Raw genomic sequence first — 18,900 nt, 5'->3', positions numbered from 1 at the left:
GGTGGGGGCGTGTCGATCACGGTCTTCATCGCAGACGATCAAGCGATGGTGCGGCAGGGCTTCGGTGCTCTGCTGGGCGCGCAGTCCGACATTTCGGTGGTCGGTGACGCGGCGGACGGTCAGGCGGCGGTCACCGCGATCCGTCAATTGCACCCCGATGTCGTGTTGATGGATGTCCGGATGCCCAAATTGGACGGTCTGGCCGCTGCTGAGCAGCTGTTGACCGGCCCTGCCAAAGTGCAGAGCAAGATTTTGATGCTGACCACGTTCGACATCGACGACTACGTCTACCAGGCACTCCGGATCGGCGCCTCCGGCTTCATGTTGAAGGATGCGCCCGCGGAGGAGCTCGTCCGGGCGGTGCGGGTCGTGGCCGCGGGGGAGGCGCTGCTCGCGCCGTCGGTCACCCGCCGGCTCATCGCCGAGGTGACCAGCAGGCGCAGGCCCCGCAGAGCGGAACCCGGCGAGCTCGCCGGCCTGACCCCGCGTGAACGTGAGGTGCTCGAACAGGTCGCCGAGGGCAAGTCGAACGCCGAGATCGCCGGGCATCTGTTCGTGGCCGAACAGACGGTCAAGACCCATGTCAGCAACGTGCTGTCGAAGCTGCATCTGCGCGACCGCGCGCAAGCCGTGGTGTACGCCTATGAAAACGGAGTTCGCTGACCACCTCCGACGCCGGTAGCTCAGCCAGACCCGGCGATGAGTTGCACAATTGAACATGGCGGTGCAGATGCCCGCCCGACCCGAACGATGATCGTCAGACGAGGAGCGGGACACCACATGCGCATAGGAGTGCTTACTGGCGGCGGCGACTGCCCGGGCCTGAACGCGGTCATCCGCGCTGTGGTCCGGACCAGCGAGGTGCGGTACGGCTCGGCGGTGGTCGGATTTCTCGACGGCTGGCGCGGACTGCTCGAGGACCGGCGCATCCATCTTGCCGCCGACGATCGCAACGACCGGCTGCTCGCCAAGGGCGGCACCATGCTCGGCACCGCGCGGACCCACCCCGACAAGCTCCGGGCCGGCCTCGATCAGATCCGCCAGACGCTCGACGACAACGGCATCGACGTCCTGATCCCCATCGGCGGTGAGGGGACGCTGACCGCGGCCACCTGGCTCTCGGACGAGGGAGTACCGGTGGTCGGTGTGCCCAAGACCATCGACAACGACATCAATTGCACCGACGTCACGTTCGGCTTCGACACCGCGCTCACCGTCGCCACGGATGCGATCGACCGCCTGCACAGCACGGCGGAATCGCATCAGCGCGTGATGCTGGTCGAGGTGATGGGACGGCATGCCGGCTGGATCGCACTGCATTCCGGGATCGCCTCGGGCGCACACATGATCCTGATCCCCGAACAGCCCTTCGACGTCGAAGAGGTCTGCCGGCTGGTCAAACGCCGATTCCAGCGCGGTGATTCGCACTTCATCTGCGTCGTTGCCGAGGGTGCCAAGCCCAAGGAGGGCACCTTCTCGATGGCCCAAGGTGGTCTCGACGAGTTCGGCCATGAGCGGTTCACGGGCGTCGCGCAGCAACTTGCCATCGAGATCGAACGCCGGATCAACAAGGAAGTCCGCACCACCGTGCTCGGCCATGTCCAGCGCGGCGGCAAGCCGACCCCCTACGACCGGGTGCTGGCGACGAGGTTCGGTGTCAACGCCGCCGACGCCGCGCACAACGGCGACACCGGGATGATGGTCAGCCTGCAGGGCCCGAACATCGGACTCGTCCCGATCGGTGAGGCGACCAAGGAACTCAAGCTCGTCCCACAGAACCGGTACGAGGACGCAGCGGCCTTCTTTGGCTGACCCCACCCCCCGATCTTGGTGGGTTTTGGCGATGCCGACCTGGGGTTTTGTTCGCCCGAACCCACCAATTCCGGGCTGCGGGAGCCGGTTAAACTCGTACCATGACGGACTTGCTCGACTATGACGACGTGATCGCGGAGTTCGACCCGGTGATGGGCATGGAGGTGCACGTCGAGCTGGGCACGAACACCAAGATGTTCTGTGGTTGCCCCACCGCGTTCGGCGCCGAGCCCAACACCCAGGTGTGCCCGGTCTGCATCGGTCTGCCCGGATCGCTGCCCGTGGTGAACGAGAAGGCCATCGAGTCAGCGATCCGGATCGGGCTCGCGCTGAACTGCTCCATCCGGCCGTCGAGCACGTTCGCGCGCAAGAACTACTTCTACCCCGATCAGCCCAAGAACTACCAGATCTCGCAGTACGACGACCCCATCGCGCACGACGGTCACCTCGACGTCGTCTTGGATGACGGCACCACGTGGCGCGTCGATATCGAGCGCGCGCACATGGAAGAGGACACCGGTAAGTCCCTGCACATCGGCACCACCGGGCGGATCTCCGGGGCCAGCCACTCACTGCTCGACTACAACCGGGCGGGCGTGCCGCTCATCGAGATCGTCTCCAAGCCCATCGAAGGTGCGGGCGCCCGAGCTCCCGAGGTCGCCCGGGCGTACGTCACCGCTCTACGTGACCTGCTCAAGTCACTCGACGTGTCGGATGTGCGGATGGATCAGGGTTCGATGCGCTGTGACGCGAACCTGTCGTTGATGCGCAAGGACGCCACCGAGTTCGGTACCCGCACCGAGACGAAGAACGTGAACTCCCTCAAGAGCGTCGAGGTCGCGGTGCGGTACGAGATGCGCAGGCAGGCAGCGCTTCTGCTCGCGGGAACCGCGATAGTCCAAGAGACCCGGCACTTTCAGGAGACCGACGGATCGACCTCCGCGGGCAGGCGGAAGGAAACCGCGGACGACTACCGGTACTTCCCCGAACCCGACCTGCCGCCGGTGCAGCCCGCGGCGGACTGGATCGAAGAGATTCGTGCCACCCTGCCCGAGTTGCCGTGGCTGCGCCGGGCGCGGATCCAGCAGGAATGGGGCGTCTCCGACGAGGTGATGCGCGACCTCGTGAACGTCGGCGCGGTTGACCTGATCATCGCCACCGTCGACGCCGGTGCGCCGGTCGAGGCGGCTCGCGGATGGTGGGTGTCCTTCCTTGCGCAGCAAGCCAATTCCCGCGACACCGAGCTGGCTGATCTACCGATCACCCCGGTCCAGGTCGCCAAGGTCGTGGCTCTCGTCGAGGAAGGCAAGTTGACCAACAAGCTTGCCCAGCAGGTGGTCACCGCGGTCCTCGACGGCGAGGGCGAACCCGAGCAGATCATCGCAGACAAGGGCCTGGAAGTGGTGCGCGACGATTCTGCCCTGCAGAAGGCCGTCGACGAGGCCCTGGCCAACAACCCCGACATCGCGGAGAAGATCCGCAGCGGCAAGGTCGCGGCGGCCGGCAAGATCGTCGGCGACGTCATGAAGGCCACCCGCGGCCAGGCCGACCCCGGCCGCGTGAAAGAGCTGGTGCTGGCGGCCTGCCAGTAGCTCAGACGTTGGTGTCGGCGGGACCCTGCGGCATCGGGATGATGATCACGCGATCATCGGTGGGGCCCGCGGTACCGGTCTGCTTGTTCACGGTGCCGACCTGGAAGAGCCCCGCGGGAACTGCGGTCAGGCGCCCGAGCGCGCCGTAGCGCCGCTCCAGCACCGTCATGGGCTCGGCCGTGGTGGGCTTCTCCTCCGTCGGCGCGGTGATGGCCTGTAATCGCTGAGTCCTCGTCTGCGACACCATGATCACCCCGTTGACGGCTGCGCAGCCTGCGGTCTCGGGCTTGTCGGGCCACGTCCACAGCGTGCGTCCGACGCCGGTCGGGCTGATCAACTGCAGGCGATCCTCCGCAGGCGCACGGTCGCTCAGGTACAGGGCGCCGGTGACCACGTCCGGACACAGCGCGGGGTTCTGGCCGAGGCCGCTGGTGAGCACCCTCGGGGGAGTGTTGCCACCCGACGACAGATCGGTCACCGACAACAATTTCCCGGCCAGTGAGCCCGGGTCTGCGGCGGCAGCGGGATCGCCTGCGTCTCCGGTGGCCACCAGCAGTTCGCCCGGACTCTTGAAGTGGATCGTGCCCATGTTGCCGGTGTCGCCCTTGGGGATACCGGTGAGGATCGGCTTCGGCACGTCGCCTGGGGCCAGGCGTACCACCCGGTTGTCGGTGGGGGTGGTGATGTACGCGTACATCAACTGGTCCTGCGCGTAGTCGGGGGAAGGTGTGAAGTCGAGCAGACCGCCGTCACCCGAGGCGTCGACGTCGAACGAAGCGATGTCCACCGTCGGTCCACCCCGTTTGGTGCGGACGATCTTGCCGCTCGTGCGCTGGGCCACCACGGTCGACGTGGCGTCCGCGCTGGCTGCGATCAGACCGCTGGTCGCGTCCAAGCAGGTGGCGATCACGGTCGGGTCCGGATCAGGGCAGGGGCCCGTCGGGGCGCCGGGATCCGCGGGCGGTGTGCTCGGCGGCGTCTGTTCCGGCTGCTGCATCGGGGGATTGATGTTCGTGGAGAAGTCGCCGGCCTCCCGGTTGCGGTCCTGCTCGGCGAATCCGCCCGAACATCCGGTCACCACCACGGCGGCCGCCACCAGCATGATCACGATCCGCGCGATCGCAGACCGGTGGGGCGTTGTCATGGCGTCCACACTACTGATCTGGTGGGGCGAGACGTCTGATCGGGCGCGCCGTGCCCAGGGCAAGGATGCGTTCGACCGACATGCCTCTAAGGTCACTAGGGTGACCGAACGAGATCCCGACGGCCAAGGGTCGAGCCCATACGACGAGCCCACCGAACAGATCGAGTTGCCCGTGACGCGGGCAAACGAGCCCTACCCGGCCGAAGGTGAGACCGGCGCCTACGGATACGCCCCGTACCGGTCGAACAAGGCAGGCCAAGACGAAGCGGCCCGATTCGACGACGATCTCGAGGAGACCGAGCAGATCCCCACGCTGCGCAAGCAGGCGGTGAGCAATTCTCCCGGGCCGAGTTCTCCAGGGCCCAATCCTCCCGGAGCGGACCCGTTCATCCGCGACGACGTCGCCGATCAGGACACCGACGTCGTCGGCGCCCCCTCCGCCCACACCACCCGGATCCCGGCGGGGGTCGTCGACCGCGACGACTTCCACCGCGAGCACGGACCTGCGCCGCGCTACGACGACGACGACGACTTCGCGCTGCGGGGCCCTGCCGAACCGGAACCCATCGAGCCACTCGTCACAGAGATTCCTGCCCGCCGCGGCACCCTCGATCTCGGGTTGTTGCTGCTGCGCGTCGGAGTCGGTCTGATCGCGATGGCACACGGAAGTCAAAAGCTGTTCGGCTGGTGGAATGGTCCGCGGCTCAGCGGTTTCGAGGACTACCTCCTGAACGCCGCCAACACCAACATCGGGTTCAGCTCGGACGCCGCGAAGCCACTGGCGATTCTCGGTGCGCTCTCGGAGACCATCGGCGGACTCATGTTGGTACTCGGGCTGCTGACCCCGATCGCGGGTTCGGCGGTGCTGGGCGTGATGACCATCGCGGCGGCCTACAAGGCCACTCTCGCCGGCGGCGTCTGGTTCTTCGCCGCCGACCCCGACTTCACCGGCGGCGGCATCGAGTACGAGTTGTTCCTCGGTCTCGCTGCCGCGGTCATCATCCTCACCGGGCCGGGCCGCATCTCCCTCGACTTCGGGCGGGGCTGGGCGACGAGACCGTTCATCGGTTCGGTCGCCTGGTTGGTCGTCGGCATCGCTGCGCCGGTGGTCATCTGGTTCCTCTTCAACGGCACCAACCCGTTCGAGTCACCGGGCAACCCCGTCCCGTAGTCCGAAAGTGGTGGGTTCTGGCGACCGTGACCTGCGGAAACACTCGCCGGAACCCACCAAAATCGGGTCAGTCGACCTGGCGGACCGCACCCTTGTCCGCCGAGGTGGCCAGCTTGGCGTAGGCGCGCAGAGCCGTGGTCACCTTGCGTTCGCGATGCTCTCTCGGCTGCCACGGCCGCTCGGCGGCATCCATCTTCGCGCGACGGTCGGCGAGCACCTCGTCGTCGACGAGAACCTCGAGTTTGCGGGTCTTCACATCGATCAGGACCTGATCGCCGTCTTCGATGAGCCCGATGACCCCGCCCGCGGCGGCTTCAGGGGAGACGTGTCCGATCGAGAGTCCTGATGAGCCCCCGGAGAACCGGCCGTCGGTGACGAGCGCGCACCTCTTGCCCATGCCGGTGCCCTTCATGAACGCGGTCGGGTGCAGCATCTCCTGCATTCCGGGACCGCCCGCCGGGCCCTCGTAGCGCACGACCAGGACCTCTCCGGCCTTGATGGTCTTGCTCAAGATCACTTGCACGGCCTCGTCCTGCGACTCCACGACGCGGGCCGGTCCCTGGAAATGCCAGAGGTCCTCGTCGATGCCTGCGGTCTTCAGCACGGCGCCGTCGACGGCGAGGTTGCCCTTGAGCACGCACAGGCCACCTTCGACGGTGTAGGCGTGTTCGAGGTCGCGGATGCATCCACCCGCGGCGTCGGTGTCGAGAGAATCCCAGCGATTCTCGGTCGAGAACGGCGTCGTGGTGCGCACCCCTCCCGGAGCGGCGTGGAACAGCTCGAGCGCCTCGTCGGTGGCGGTGCCACTGCGGATGTCCCAGTCGTCCAAGAACGTCGCGAGGGTCGGCGAGTGAACGGTACTGGTGGTGTCGTCGATGAGACCCGCGCGGCGCAGCTCGCCGAGGATGGCCGCGATTCCGCCGGCCCGATGAACGTCTTCCATGTGGTAATCGGAGTTGGGTGACACCTTCGACAGGCACGGGACCTTGCGGCTGATGTCGTCGATGACTCCGAGGTCGAAGCCCTCGACCTCACCCTCCTGTGCGGCGGCGAGCACGTGCAGGACGGTGTTGGTGGATCCACCCATGGCGACATCGAGGGCCATGGCGTTCCGGAAGGCGGTGGGGGTGGCGATGTTTCGGGGGAGCACCGACTCGTCGTCATCGCGGTAGTAACGCAGAGCCGCCTCGACGATCACCTGGCCTGCCTTGGTGAACAGTCCCCGCCGCGCTTCATGCGTGGCCAGTGTCGAACCGTTGCCCGGTAGCGCCAGACCGAGGGCCTCGGTCAGGCAGTTCATCGAGTTGGCGGTGAACATGCCCGAGCACGATCCACACGTGGGGCATGCCGCGAGCTCGACTTCGCGGAGGGCGGCCTCGTCGACGGCGTCGTTGGCCGACGCGGAGATCGAGGTGATCAGGTCCGAGGACGGATGGACGGTGCCATCGACCACCACGGCCTTGCCGGCCTCCATCGGTCCGCCGGACACGAACACGGTGGGGACGTTGAGCCGCATCGCGGCATTGAGCATCCCGGGGGTGATCTTGTCGCAGTTCGAGATACAGACCAGGGCGTCGGCGGTGTGCGCGTTCACCATGTACTCGACGGAGTCCGCGATGATCTCGCGGCTCGGAAGCGAGTAGAGCATCCCGTCGTGGCCCATCGCGATCCCGTCGTCGACGGCGATCGTGTGGAACTCGCGGGGCACTCCACCGGCGGCCCGAACCGCGTCGGCCACGATCTCACCGACATCCTTGAGATGGACATGGCCGGGCACGAACTGGGTGTACGAATTGGCAATAGCGACAATCGGTTTGCCGAAGTCGTCGTCGGTCATGCCGGTGGCGCGCCAGAGTGAGCGCGCTCCGGCTGCATTGCGTCCGACGGTGGTTGTGCGTGACCTCAACTGCGGCATGGCTATTCGTTCCTCGACTGACTCGGGCCGACTCCGCCTCTGGGCTGCGAGGGGGAGAACTTGCGCAGTTCAGGCTACTCCGAGCCCTTGTCGATGCCCTTGTCGGCCGGGTCGGTTGGCTTGGTCGAGCTCGGCTGGGTCTCGTCGGCGTCGATGCGCTCGGCGTCAGGACTGTCGATGGCGTAGGGGTCGGGAATTCGGCCCCGGCTCGCGGCCGACAGCCGCGGTAGATCGCGGAAACTGATCGCGGGCAGGATGAGGTGCGATTTGTCGTCGAGTACGGCGCGGACGGCACCCCACCGCGGAAACTGCAGTCCCGAGATCTGCTCCCACGTGGCCGACCTGCGCCCGCGCAGCGTCACCGACGTCACGCCGTCTTCGGTCACGATGGTGCGCAATCGTCGTACCCAGATGGCGACCACGATCGGTAGCGCCAGCGTCCAGCCGAGGTAGGGCAGTGACACACCTGCCAGTACGAGCGCGGACACACCCATCATGAAGACGGCGAAGTACGCGATCGGGTGGATACGGAACTCCGCGGGCAGCTCGATGACTTGTGGCTCAGACACGGCCTCATTGTTTCATCCCGCCGAGGCTGTCTCATCATGTGGGATGTACGGTGACCAAGTTTGACTCACCGCAGCACACAGTCCTAGCCTGACTCACTGTGATGCAAAAACAGATTCTCGTACTCGGCCGGCGCGTCAACGCCTGACCGAGTACAACGAGTACTCACAAAGCATCGACGCGCCACCCTCGCACAGCACCTGCTGTCGGGGGTTTTTTGTTGTCCACCGACGCACGCGGCCCCAGGCCGCGGCATCAGAGCAGAGGGAAGTGCAGTGAGCGCACCAGCAGCACGCACCCAGCCGGGGTCGCACCCAGGCGGTCCGGGATCGCAGCAGGCCAAAGGGCCCGCAGCCCCGCGGCGCCAGTCGGGTAACGGCTCGCCAGTACCTACGGCCGCGGCCGCGCAGCGGCGCACGGTAGCACCGGAACGTGTCAGCGGCGCGAAGGCGGTCGTGCGCGCCCTCGAGGAGCTCGGCGTCACCTCTGTATTCGGTATTCCCGGCGGCGCAGTGCTGCCGGTCTACGACCCGCTCCTCGACTCCGAGCAGGTCCGCCATATTCTCGTCCGCCACGAGCAGGGCGCGGGTCACGCGGCCACCGGATACGCGCAGGCGACCGGTCGGGTCGGAGTGTGCATCGCGACCTCGGGCCCCGGTGCCACCAATCTCGTGACCCCGCTCGCAGATGCCCAGATGGATTCGGTGCCCATCGTCGCGATCACCGGCCAGGTGGGTCGGTCGCTCATCGGGACCGACGCTTTCCAGGAGGCCGACATCTCCGGCATCACCATGCCGGTGACCAAGCACAACTTCCTCGTCAACAACGGCGCCGAGATCGCCAAGGTGATGGCCGAGGCCTTCTACATCGCCGAAAGTGGTCGTCCCGGTGCGGTTTTGGTGGACATCCCCAAGGACGTGCTGCAGGCGCAGACCACGTTCTCGTGGCCGCCGCAGCTCGACCTGCCGGGCTACCGGCCCGTCACCAAACCGCACGGCAAGCAGGTTCGGGAGGCAGCGCGGCTGATCGCGGCAGCCACCTCTCCGGTGCTGTACGTCGGCGGCGGTGTCATCAAGGCCAATGCCTCAGAACAACTCCTCGAACTCGCAGAACTGACAGGCGTCCCCGTGGTCACCACCCTCATGGCCCGCGGCGCTTTCCCGGACAGCCACAAGCAACATCTGGGAATGCCAGGAATGCACGGCACCGTCGCCGCGGTGGCCGCGTTGCAACGGAGCGACCTGCTGATCACCCTCGGCGCTCGCTTCGATGACCGTGTCACCGGCATGCTCGACTCGTTCGCCCCTGATGCCAAGGTGATCCACGCGGACATCGATCCCGCAGAGATCGGCAAGAACCGGCATGCAGATGTCCCCATCGTGGGCGACTGCGGCGCGGTGATCTCCGAACTGGTCGAAGCGGTGCGCGACGAGCGCGCCACCACGACCGCCGCGCCCGACCTGAGTACCTGGTGGTCGTACCTCGACGGAATCCGGCGTACGTACCCGCTGAGCTACGACCGTCCGGCGGACGGTTCGATGTCGCCGGAGTTCGTCATCTCGGCGATCGGCAAGGCTGCCGGACCCGACGCGATCTACTGTTCCGGTGTCGGACAGCACCAGATGTGGGCGGCGCAGTTCATCTCGTACGAGAAGCCACGAACCTGGCTCAACTCGGGTGGACTGGGCACCATGGGATACGCGGTGCCCGCCGCCATGGGCGCCAAGCAGGGCATGCCCGACACCGAGGTGTGGGCCATCGACGGCGACGGCTGCTTCCAGATGACCAATCAGGAACTGGCCACCTGCGCCATCGAAGGCATCCCCATCAAGGTCGCCGTCATCAACAACGGCAACCTGGGCATGGTCCGGCAGTGGCAGACCCTGTTCTACGAAGAGCGGTACTCCAACACGAATCTGTCGACCCACAACACCGAGACATCGGTGCGCATCCCGGACTTCCTGAAGCTGGCCGAGGCGCTCGGCTGTGTCGGATTGCGTTGTGAGCGCGAGGAAGACGTCGATGCTGTGCTCGCCGAGGCGCGTGCCATCAACGACCGCCCGGTCGTGATCGACTTCGTCGTCGGTGCCGACGCACAGGTGTGGCCGATGGTCGCTGCCGGCACCGGCAACGACGAGATCATGGCGGCCCGTGGCATCCGTCCGTTGTTCGACGACGATGCCGAGGCGTCCACCGAGCCCGGTCAAGATCCCCAGGCTTCCGCAGGCAATGTCCGCGGGGTCGAAGCGGTCGGTTCGCTGCGCGAATCCGACGAGAAAGGCGAGCAGCAGTGACCACCACCCATCACACCCTGAGCGTGCTCGTGGAGGACCGGCCGGGTGTCCTCGCCCGGGTGTCCTCACTGTTCTCTCGTCGCGGCTTCAACATCGAGTCGCTCGCCGTCGGCGCCACCGAACTCAAGGGTGTCTCGCGAATGACCATCATGGTCTCGGTCGAGGACTTCCCACTGGAGCAGGTCACCAAGCAGCTCAACAAGCTGATCAACGTGATCAAGATCGTCGAGCAGGACCCGGAGACCTCGGTCGCTCGCGAACTGATGATGATCAAGGTGCGGTCCGACGCATCTGCGCGCGGAGAGGTGATCGAAGTCGTGAACCTGTTCCGTGCGAAAGTTATCGACGTGTCGCCCGAATCGATCACCGTCGAGGCGACCGGCACCCCGGACAAGCTCGAGGCGCTGCTGAAGATGCTCGATCCGTACGGCATCCGGGAGATCGCCCAGTCGGGCATCGTCGCCCTGGGCCGCGGACCGAAGAGCATGTCGGCAACTCGCTAGATATCGAAACCAAGTACTGATCCCTGGCCAAAGAGGGCCGGGAGATTCACCGAAGAAGGGAAGTCAAGTGGCAGTCGAGATGTTCTACGACGACGATGCCGACCTGTCGATCATCCAGGGCCGCAAGGTTGCGGTCATCGGATACGGCAGCCAGGGACACGCGCACTCGCTGAGCCTGCGTGATTCGGGCGTCGAGGTCGTGATCGGTCTGCGCGAGGGCAGCGCATCGCGCGCCAAGGCCGAGGAGCAGGGCCTCAAGGTGCTCACCGCAGCCGAGGCCGCCGCCTGGGCCGACGTCATCATGGTGCTCGCCCCGGACACCTCGCAGGCCAAGATCTTCAAAGACGAGATCGAGCCCAACCTCAACGACGGCGACGCGCTGTTCTTCGGCCACGGCCTGAACATCCACTTCGACCTCATCGAACCGGCCGACAACATCACCGTCGGCATGGTCGCCCCCAAGGGCCCCGGCCACCTCGTGCGTCGCCAGTACGTCGACGGCAAGGGCGTGCCCTGCCTCATCGCGGTCGATCAGGACCCCAAGGGCAACGGCGAGGCGCTGGCCCTGAGCTACGCGGCCGCCATCGGTGGAGCCCGCGCGGGTGTCATCAAGACCACGTTCAAAGAAGAGACCGAGACCGACCTCTTCGGCGAGCAGGCCGTGCTCTGCGGCGGCACCGAAGAGCTCGTCAAGATCGGCTTCGAGGTCATGGTCGAAGCCGGCTACGCGCCCGAGATGGCGTACTTCGAGGTGCTGCACGAGCTCAAGCTCATCGTCGACCTCATGTACGAAGGCGGCATCGCCCGCATGAACTACTCGGTCTCCGACACCGCCGAGTTCGGTGGCTACGTCTCCGGCCCTCGCGTCATCGACTCGGGCACCAAAGAGCGCATGCAGGGCATCCTCAAGGACATCCAGGACGGCACCTTCGTCAAGCGACTCGTCGCCAACGTCGAAGGCGGCAACAAGGAGCTCGAAAGCCTGCGCAAGCAGAACGCTGAGCACCCCATCGAGGTCACCGGCCAGAAGCTGCGTGACCTGATGAGCTGGGTTGATCGTCCGATCACCGAAACTGCTTGAATTGCAGTAGCTTTCAAAACAGCCCCGGGCGTTTGCTCGGGGCTGTTTTGTTTTCGGCTCACGCGCTGTGTTGGGCTTGGGTGCTCGTCTCACCAGCTGTGTCTTTTCGCTCCGCTTCGCTACGCGGGGCGTGCGGCCCTTTATCGCGTGCTCTTCCTCAGTCGACTCAGTCGCTGCGCTCCCTCGCTCCCTCGTCCAGAGCACGCGGGCCGCACGCGGGCGGTGCCAGCTTTCAAGCCCTTCGCAGGGGCCCATTTCATGCCAACGTGAAGCCTGTGATCCCTCGGGCTTTTAAAGCCCTCATGATGGGGCCGATGTTGGTTCCCTTTTCCGGGCCCGCACAGGCGACTTCGAAGTACGCATTCACCATGCCGACGAGGCGTGTGCCGAGAACTACCGGGGCACCCGAGTCGCCCTCGATGACACACATCTGCGATATGTGGACCTCGTGGCCCGAGATCCAGACGACGCCGCAGGTGTGTCCGGTGGTCCGGCCGTCCTTGCAGGCGATGTCGGGGAAGTGCGGCGGCGCCATCTGAACCGAGTCGATGGTCACCCGGCCCACCGTCCGAAGGGGTTCGACGCGGCGTTCGTCGAAATGGATCAGCGCGTAGTCGAGGTCGGTGTCGACTTCGGCGATGACGCCGAGTGGGTGCTTCGGTGGCCACAGTTCCGAGAGGACCGATTGCCCCGGGTCCCCGCAGTGGCCGGCGGTGAGACCAATGAGGTTGCCGTCCTGATCATGGCCGATGGTGGTCAGCGTGCAGATGGCTGCCGTGCCGTCCCACTGCTCGATCACGATTCCGGTGCCGCCGCCGAGTGGTGCCTTCGCCTGGGAGGGGATCGCGGTGGCCGGGGCGATCGCGGAACCGGTCAGCACGGCGAGCGCGCCGATCATTGCCACTACCGCCCTGCGAACCATTGGTTTCTCGATTCCCGACGCCGAGCCCCCGAAGGAGCGGGGGTGTGATGACCGTAACGGAGGCCGGAGGACATCGCCGGTTGTCCGGGCCGGTAGCCGGACAAGAACCCGATCAGTAGACGCGGAACCCTTCTACGCCGCGTTTGGGCAGGTCCGTCAGGATCGGCTTGATGTTGGTGCCGGTCTCGGGGCCGATGCAGCCGACGAAGTAGTACGCGTTGACCATGCCGATCAGTCTGTCGCCGACGACGACCGGACTGCCGGAGTCTCCCTCGGTGACGCAGATCTGACTGATGTGCTCGGCGCCGTTGGAGAACCAGGTGACCCCACAGCTGTTGCCGGTGGTCCGGCCTTCCTTACAGGCGATGGTGCCGAAGTTCGGGGGAGTGGTCTGTACGCCGCGGATGGTCACACTGCCGACCGTCCGGGTGGGGACGACCTTGTCCTGGTCGAAAGAGATGATCGCGTAATCGAGTTTGTGGTTGGAGAAGGTGATGCGGCCGAGCACGCCGCGGTTCTGTTGCTGTTCGGAGGCGACGCGCTGTCCGCCTTCGCCGCAATGCGCTGCTGTCAGGCCGTACAGGCCGCCCTTGTTGTCATAGCCGATGGTCGTCAGCGTGCACGCCGACGCACTGTTGCCACCTCTGAGGACAAGGATTCCCGACCCGCCGCCCAGCGCCACCTTCGACGGAGCCGCGGTTGCGGTGCTCACCCCGCTCAGCAGGAGTACGACAGTCGCGAGTGCTGCGCACAGAGCGAGCAGTTTCCTGAGCATTCGATCCCCATTCGTCTACGGGCGTCCTCGTGGATCGCGGCGCTTACGGTCGAACTGCGCTGCGTTCCGTCCCCCGGCCCGGTTGCAATATAACGGTAATGCATGTCACAGACAGGCGGTTTACCTCGGAGCGAATCGTTACGCGGCATCGGCGCAGGTCCGCGCGGTCGGCGAGCAAGAGGCCGGGGGTGAAGGCACCGCAGGCGGCCACTAAGCTGATCGCTGGAGTTGCCACCATCGTGAGTCCGGCGTAATGCGCCGGACATTGCCTGACCGCAGGAGAAAAACCGTGAGCCCCACCGGCCGCCCAATCGTCTTGATCGCCGACAAACTGGCACAGTCCACCGTTGCCGCCCTCGGTGAGGATGTCGAGGTGCGCTGGGTCGACGGGCCCGATCGTCCCAAATTGCTCGAAGCGGTGAAGGACGCCGACGCCATCCTGGTTCGTTCCGCAACGCAGGTCGATGCGGAGGTCCTCGCGGCCGGACCGAACCTCAAGATCATTGCCCGCGCGGGTGTCGGCCTCGACAACGTCGACGTCCCGGCGGCGACCGAGCGCGGTGTCATGGTCGTCAACGCCCCGACGTCGAACATCCACACGGCCGCCGAGCACGCGGTGAGTCTGCTGCTGTCCGCGGCGCGTCAGATCCCCGCCGCCGACGCCACCCTGCGCGAGCACACCTGGAAGCGTTCGAAGTTCAACGGTGTCGAGATCTTCGGCAAGACCGTCGGCGTCGTGGGCCTCGGCCGTATCGGCCAGCTGTTCGCGCAGCGTCTGGCTGCATTCGAGACCAACATCATCGCCTACGACCCCTACGTGTCGCCGGCGCGCGCCGCGCAGCTCGGCATCGAGCTGGTGACGCTCGACGAACTGCTCGAACGCGCAGACATGTTCTCGGTGCACCTGCCCAAGACCCCCGAGACGCTGGGTCTGATCGGTGCCGACGAACTGGCCCGCACGAAGAAGGGCGTCATCGTCGTCAACGCCGCGCGCGGCGGACTGATCGACGAGCAGGCCCTCGCCGACGCCATCAACTCCGGACACGTCTTCGGCGCAGGCCTCGACGTCTACGCCACCGAGCCGTGCACCGATTCGCCGCTGTTCGAACTCCCGCAGGTCGTGGTGACCCCGCACCTTGGCGCGTCGACGTCCGAGGCGCAGGACCGCGCGGGCACCGATGTCGCGAAGAGCGTGCGGCTGGCGCTGGCGGGCCATTTCGTCCCCGACGCCGTCAACATCACCGGCGGCACCGTGGACGACGAGGTCGCGCCGTGGCTCGAACTCGTCCGCAAGCTCGGTGTCCTCGTCGGTGCCCTGTCCGGTCAGGTGCCGGCCAACCTCACCGTCGATGTGCGCGGTGAGATCGCCGTCAAGAGCGTCGACGTCCTGGGGCTCTCCGCGCTGCGGGGTCTGTTCTCGGCGGTCATCGAGGAGCCGGTCACGTTCGTCAACGCTCCGTCGCTGGCTGCCGAGCGTGGCGTCACCTCAGAGGTGACCACCGCCTCCGAGAGCCCGAACCACCGCAACCTCGTCGATCTGCGCGCAGTGTTCGGCGACGGCACGGTCCTCAACGTGGCGGGCACCCTCTCCGGGCCGGCCGAGGTCCAGAAAATCGTCAACATCAACAGCCGCAACTTCGACCTGCGTGCCGAGGGCCTCAACCTCGTCGTCTCGTACGGAGATCAGCCCGGCTCGCTCGGTAAGATCGGCACCCTGCTCGGCAACGCCGGGATCGACATCCAGGCTGCCGGCTTGTCCCAGGATGCCGAGGGCGAAGGCGCTACGATCCTGTTGCGCGTGAGCCAGCAGATCCCGGACGCCGTCATCACGGCCATCGGTGAGGCCGTCGAGGCCACCCTGATCGAACAGGTCGACCTGTCATGAAACTCGCAGTCATCAAAGGCGACGGCATCGGCCCCGAGGTCATCGACGAGGCGTTGTCTGTCCTGGATCAGGTGCTGCCCGGCGTCGAGACCACGGAGTTCGACCTGGGCGCACAGCGTTACCACCGCACAGGCGAGCTCTTGACCGACGAGGATCTCGACGCCATCCGCGGCCACGACGCAATTCTGTTGGGCGCCATCGGCGACCCGTCGGTGACGCCCGGCATCCTCGAGCGCGGGCTGCTGCTGAAGATGCGGTTCGCCCTCGATCACCATGTGAACCTCCGTCCGAGCAAGCTCTTCCCGGGTGTCGCGTCGCCGCTGGCGGGCAATCCCGAGATCGACTTCGTCGTCGTCCGCGAGGGCACCGAAGGCCCGTACACCGGCAACGGTGGTGCCATTCGCGTCGGCACCCCGCACGAGATCGCCACCGAGGTCAGCGTCAACACCCGGTTCGGTGTCGAACGGGTTGTCCGCGACGCATTCGCGCGTGCGCAGAGTCGCCGTAAGCATCTGACCCTGATCCACAAGACCAATGTGCTCACGTTTGCCGGGTCGCTGTGGAAGCGGGCAGTCGACGAGGTCGCGGTCGAGTTCCCGGATGTCACCGTGGCCTACAACCACATCGACGCGGCCACCATCTACATGGTCACCGATCCGGGTCGCTACGACGTGATCGTCACCGACAACCTGTTCGGCGACATCATCACCGACATCGCCGGTGCGGTCAGCGGCGGCATCGGCCTCGCGGCGTCGGGCAACATCGACGCCACCGGCACCAATCCGTCGATGTTCGAGCCGGTCCACGGCAGCGCACCGGACATCGCCGGTCAGGGCAAAGCCGATCCGACCGCAGCAATACTGTCGGTCGCGCTGCTGCTGCGTCATCTCGGCCACGACGCCGAGGCAGACCGGATCGATCAGGCGGTGTCCGCCGACCTGGCGAGCCGCGGCGACACCCCGGTGACCACGACCGAGACCGGCACCAGGATCCGCGCCGCACTCGGCTGAACCCCTCCGAACCGAATTCGCGCCACCTCCGTGCGTTCGCGCCAGCTGCAACTGGCGCGTTCGCATGCAGGTGGCGCGAATTTTTTGGAGACGAAGCGAAGCGGAGCTCAACCTGAGTTCGGTCACTCAGGACACGGTGACCGCGGTCTTTCGTTCTTCGTCCGCCGGCACCAGACCGATCGCGACCGCGGGTGCGGCTGCTGAGAGCAGGAACGCCGCCGGGTAGCCGAACGCGCCGATCGCCAACCCGAATACCGGGGTGGACGCCGCCATCCAGAGGTACTGCCCGGTGTTCTGTATGGCCAGGCCGCGGCCACTCCACTGCGGACCGGCGAACTCGGCGATGGCCGTGAACGCCAATCCGTTGTCCGCCACCGTGATCACACTCGCGACCACCATGACGAGGGCGGCGGTCGGGCTGTCGAGCCAGTCGGTGAACGCCAACAGGCCCACCGATGCCGTTGCGCCGATGGCGATGAGCCGGATGGGTTTGGTTCGAGAGCCCCATGAATCCGACCATCGGCCTGCCGCGATGCGACCGAAGGCGCCGAGCACCTGGCTGATCGTCACCAGGACGCCGGCGGTCAGCGCCGACCACTCGTGCTGCACGATCAGCCATGCCGGAACGAACGTCCAGAGCATCGATTGGGGGATCGACAGCAGGATGCTCACCCCGTGCACTCGCGGCAAGAAAGTGCTTCCCCGGTAGGGGTTCGGTGACGTGATCGCCGATCCATCGGCCATCTTCTCGCGGGGCGGGTCGATGATCACCGCCGCGACAAAGATCGTGGCGAGGATCGTCACAACAAAGGGAACAGCCAAACCCGCTGTCACGCCGTATTTTTCAGCCAGCACGGGCATGGTCAGGGCGCAGACCCCGATACCCAGCGGCTGTGCCATCTGCCGGACGCCCATGGCCGTACCGCGACGCTCGGGCGGGAACCAGCCGACCACGATCCGGCCACCGGCGCCGTTGGTTGCCGCGGACGTGATGCCGGCGACGAGCAGCAGGGCGCCCAGGACGAACTCTGACGCGTCGAGTGCGTCTGCCAGGCATGCCGATCCGGTCGCGACGACCGTCAGGGTCAGCGACAGCAACAGGATTCGGCGTTCACCGAAACGGTCCAACGCGAATCCCCACGCAATCGTCGACAGCAGCAATCCGACCATGGGTACTGCTGCCAGAGTGGATGCCTGGGCCAGCGACAGGTCTTCGGTCCTGTGCAATTCCGGGATGAGGAACGCGACTCCGCTGACGACACAGGTGGTCGCCATCGCGCCGAGGAGGGAGGCTGCGAGCATCACCCAGCGTCGGGTGTCGGTGGGCATGATGCGAACCTCCTCAGATCTCAATATGTGGAATACGATGACCACATTCTAAAACACCCCACCGGTTCGGCCAAGCCGGTCTCCCGCAGGTTGAGACACCGCTGGTGCGATAGTGTGGCGACCATGCGTCTAGGTCGAATTGCCAGCCCCGACGGGGTCGCCTTTGTCAGTATCGAGGGTGAGGACGGTGCCGAGACGGCACGTGAAATCGCCGAACATCCCTTCGGTACACCCACCTTCACCGGGCGGAGTTGGCCCCTCGCCGACACCCGGTTGCTGGCGCCGATTCTCGCCAGCAAGGTGATCTGTATCGGTAAGAACTACGCGGCTCATGCTGCTGAAATGGGTGGCGAGGCGCCGGAGAATCCGGTGATCTTCATCAAGCCGAACACCTCGATCATCGGACCACAGGTACCCATCCTGCGCCCGAAATCCTCCGATCGCGTCGACTACGAGGGCGAATTGGCGATCGTGATCGGTCGGCCGTGCCGCGACGTGAAGGCTTCGGCGGCCAAAGACGTCATCCTCGGGTACACCATCGGCAACGACGTCACCGCCCGCGATCAGCAGAAGGCCGACGGGCAATGGACGCGTGGCAAGGGGCACGACACCTTCTGCCCGCTGGGCCCATGGATCGAAACAGAGCTCGATCCCAGCGATCTGGAGATCCGCACCGAGCTCGACGGTGAGGTCAAGCAGCGGAGCCGTACGAGTCTATTGCTGCACGACGTCGGTGAGATCGTGGAATGGATCAGTGCGGTCATGACGCTCTTGCCCGGCGACGTCATCCTCACGGGAACCCCGGAAGGTATCGGACCGATGGACGCCGGTCAGAAGGTCAGTGTGACGATCGAAGGTATCGGAACACTCACCAACCCGGTCGCCGATAGGGGGTAGGGA

The 18,900-nt window shown here is 66.0% G+C and carries 16 protein-coding genes; 10 read left to right on the top strand and 6 right to left on the bottom strand.

Annotated features, from left to right (window positions below; all coding sequences use genetic code 11):
• Window positions 1-9 precede the first annotated feature (9 nt).
• The 3 genes from BFL43_RS20235 (at window position 10) to gatB (ending at window position 3,404) form a co-directional block, all read left to right on the top strand.
• The gene (locus BFL43_RS20235; protein WP_084894254.1) at window positions 10-663 is read left to right on the top strand and encodes a response regulator transcription factor; all 654 of its coding nucleotides are present in this window, start codon (window positions 10-12) and stop codon (window positions 661-663) included.
• A 117-nt stretch (window positions 664-780) separates the two neighbouring features.
• Entirely contained in the window at window positions 781-1,812 is a 1,032-nt protein-coding gene (locus tag BFL43_RS20230) for an ATP-dependent 6-phosphofructokinase (RefSeq protein ID WP_084894253.1), read from the top strand.
• Window positions 1,813-1,913: 101 nt separating this feature from the next.
• Complete coding sequence (gene gatB / locus BFL43_RS20225; RefSeq protein ID WP_084894252.1) at window positions 1,914-3,404, top strand: Asp-tRNA(Asn)/Glu-tRNA(Gln) amidotransferase subunit GatB; 1,491 nt, start codon at window positions 1,914-1,916, stop codon at window positions 3,402-3,404.
• A gap of 1 nt (window position 3,405) precedes the next feature.
• Here the strand turns inward: gatB and BFL43_RS20220 are convergent, their stop codons facing one another.
• On the bottom strand, window positions 3,406-4,548 hold the full coding sequence (locus BFL43_RS20220; RefSeq protein ID WP_084894320.1) for a PQQ-dependent sugar dehydrogenase: 1,143 nt from the start codon (window positions 4,546-4,548) through the stop codon (window positions 3,406-3,408).
• A 100-nt stretch (window positions 4,549-4,648) separates the two neighbouring features.
• Here BFL43_RS20220 and BFL43_RS20215 point away from each other — a divergent pair, with 100 nt between their 5' ends.
• Complete coding sequence (locus BFL43_RS20215; protein WP_240498379.1) at window positions 4,649-5,719, top strand: DoxX family protein; 1,071 nt, start codon at window positions 4,649-4,651, stop codon at window positions 5,717-5,719.
• A gap of 67 nt (window positions 5,720-5,786) precedes the next feature.
• On the opposite strand, the gene ilvD is transcribed toward BFL43_RS20215, so the two are convergent.
• Together ilvD and BFL43_RS20205 are read right to left on the bottom strand one after the other, a co-directional pair.
• Window positions 5,787-7,634 carry a dihydroxy-acid dehydratase gene (gene ilvD, locus BFL43_RS20210; protein ID WP_084894250.1) on the bottom strand — a complete coding sequence of 616 codons (1,848 nt, stop codon included), beginning with the start codon at window positions 7,632-7,634 and terminating at the stop codon, window positions 5,787-5,789.
• 74 nt (window positions 7,635-7,708) lie between these two features.
• Window positions 7,709-8,203 carry a PH domain-containing protein gene (locus tag BFL43_RS20205; protein WP_240498378.1) on the bottom strand — a complete coding sequence of 165 codons (495 nt, stop codon included), beginning with the start codon at window positions 8,201-8,203 and terminating at the stop codon, window positions 7,709-7,711.
• A gap of 273 nt (window positions 8,204-8,476) precedes the next feature.
• Between BFL43_RS20205 and BFL43_RS20200 the strand changes: the two genes are divergently transcribed.
• From BFL43_RS20200 to ilvC, 3 genes are all read left to right on the top strand, one after another.
• On the top strand, window positions 8,477-10,495 hold the full coding sequence (locus BFL43_RS20200; protein WP_084894249.1) for an acetolactate synthase large subunit: 2,019 nt from the start codon (window positions 8,477-8,479) through the stop codon (window positions 10,493-10,495).
• On the top strand, window positions 10,492-10,998 hold the full coding sequence (gene ilvN / locus BFL43_RS20195; RefSeq protein WP_084894248.1) for an acetolactate synthase small subunit: 507 nt from the start codon (window positions 10,492-10,494) through the stop codon (window positions 10,996-10,998). The genes BFL43_RS20200 and ilvN overlap by 4 nt, the downstream gene beginning before the upstream one ends.
• Before the next feature lie 79 nt (window positions 10,999-11,077).
• Window positions 11,078-12,079: a ketol-acid reductoisomerase gene (gene ilvC / locus BFL43_RS20190; RefSeq protein ID WP_206186722.1), complete on the top strand. Its 1,002-nt coding sequence runs from the start codon at window positions 11,078-11,080 to the stop codon at window positions 12,077-12,079.
• Window positions 12,080-12,335: 256 nt separating this feature from the next.
• Here ilvC and BFL43_RS20185 read toward each other — a convergent pair whose 3' ends face one another.
• Window positions 12,336-12,977: a peptidase S1 family protein gene (locus BFL43_RS20185; RefSeq protein ID WP_084894246.1), complete on the bottom strand. Its 642-nt coding sequence runs from the start codon at window positions 12,975-12,977 to the stop codon at window positions 12,336-12,338.
• A gap of 136 nt (window positions 12,978-13,113) precedes the next feature.
• Window positions 13,114-13,776 carry a peptidase S1 family protein gene (locus BFL43_RS20180; RefSeq protein WP_084894245.1) on the bottom strand — a complete coding sequence of 221 codons (663 nt, stop codon included), beginning with the start codon at window positions 13,774-13,776 and terminating at the stop codon, window positions 13,114-13,116.
• 289 nt (window positions 13,777-14,065) lie between these two features.
• Between BFL43_RS20180 and serA the strand changes: the two genes are divergently transcribed.
• Entirely contained in the window at window positions 14,066-15,661 is a 1,596-nt protein-coding gene (gene serA / locus BFL43_RS20175) for a phosphoglycerate dehydrogenase (protein WP_084894244.1), read from the top strand.
• A complete protein-coding gene (locus tag BFL43_RS20170; RefSeq protein ID WP_084894243.1) occupies window positions 15,658-16,671 on the top strand; it encodes a 3-isopropylmalate dehydrogenase in 1,014 nt (337 codons plus the stop codon). Before serA ends, BFL43_RS20170 begins: the two co-directional genes overlap by 4 nt.
• 126 nt (window positions 16,672-16,797) lie before the next feature.
• Here the strand turns inward: BFL43_RS20170 and BFL43_RS20165 are convergent, their stop codons facing one another.
• Window positions 16,798-18,000: an MFS transporter gene (locus BFL43_RS20165; protein WP_084894242.1), complete on the bottom strand. Its 1,203-nt coding sequence runs from the start codon at window positions 17,998-18,000 to the stop codon at window positions 16,798-16,800.
• 123 nt (window positions 18,001-18,123) lie between these two features.
• On the opposite strand from BFL43_RS20165, the gene BFL43_RS20160 reads away from it, so the two are divergent.
• Window positions 18,124-18,897 carry a fumarylacetoacetate hydrolase family protein gene (locus tag BFL43_RS20160; protein ID WP_084894318.1) on the top strand — a complete coding sequence of 258 codons (774 nt, stop codon included), beginning with the start codon at window positions 18,124-18,126 and terminating at the stop codon, window positions 18,895-18,897.
• Window positions 18,898-18,900 lie beyond the last annotated feature (3 nt).

The organism is Williamsia sp. 1135, assembly GCF_002095395.1.
In the GTDB taxonomy this organism is placed as follows: Bacteria; Actinomycetota; Actinomycetes; order Mycobacteriales; family Mycobacteriaceae; genus Williamsia.
The sequence above is the reverse complement of the archived record's forward strand: the minus strand, read 5'-3'. Positions and strand labels throughout refer to the sequence as shown.